This window comes from Pantoea stewartii subsp. stewartii (assembly GCF_008801695.1).
In the GTDB taxonomy this organism is placed as follows: Bacteria; Pseudomonadota; Gammaproteobacteria; order Enterobacterales; family Enterobacteriaceae; genus Pantoea; species Pantoea stewartii.
This window is the reverse complement of record NZ_VZPF01000265.1, coordinates 1-442: the sequence shown is the minus strand read 5'-3', so window position 1 is coordinate 442 and position 442 is coordinate 1. Positions and strand designations below refer to the sequence as shown.

Genomic DNA, 442 nt, shown 5'->3' with positions numbered 1-442 from the left:
AAAGACGCGGTAGCGGCCGATTTTATCCGTCAGATAGCCGCCCAGCAGCGCGCCGACGATGGCGCCGAAGGTGATGGCCGAGGCCACCATGCCGGTGCCGGCGGGCGTCAGGTTGAATTCACGGGTAATGTCCTTCAGGCCAAAGGCCAGGGAGCCAAGATCGTAGGCATCGAGAAAAATGCCGCCCAGCGCGATGCCCATGACGATGCGCGCGTTGTTGCGCCCGCTGCTGCCCTCGTTAATCAGGCGCGAAACGTCCGCCGCGCCGCGTATCCATTTAACTTCCCCGTCGGGTGACCCTGCCGCTGCAATCGGCGCCGAATTGATTACGTCTGTCATATTATTGTTCTGTTGTGTCTTATCAGGAGATTCAGAGTAAACATCGCCGGGCGGGCGAATAAATCATTTTTGGTTATAAGACATAACTAAGTGATTGTTACGA

Annotated in this window: 1 protein-coding gene; it reads right to left on the bottom strand. The window is 56.6% G+C overall.

Features of this window, described 5'->3' with window-relative positions; genetic code table 11:
- Window positions 1-339: MFS transporter (locus tag F7Q90_RS26100; protein ID WP_346265408.1), on the bottom strand; the 339-nt coding region annotated here is incomplete at its 3' end.
- Window positions 340-442: the final 103 nt, after the last annotated feature.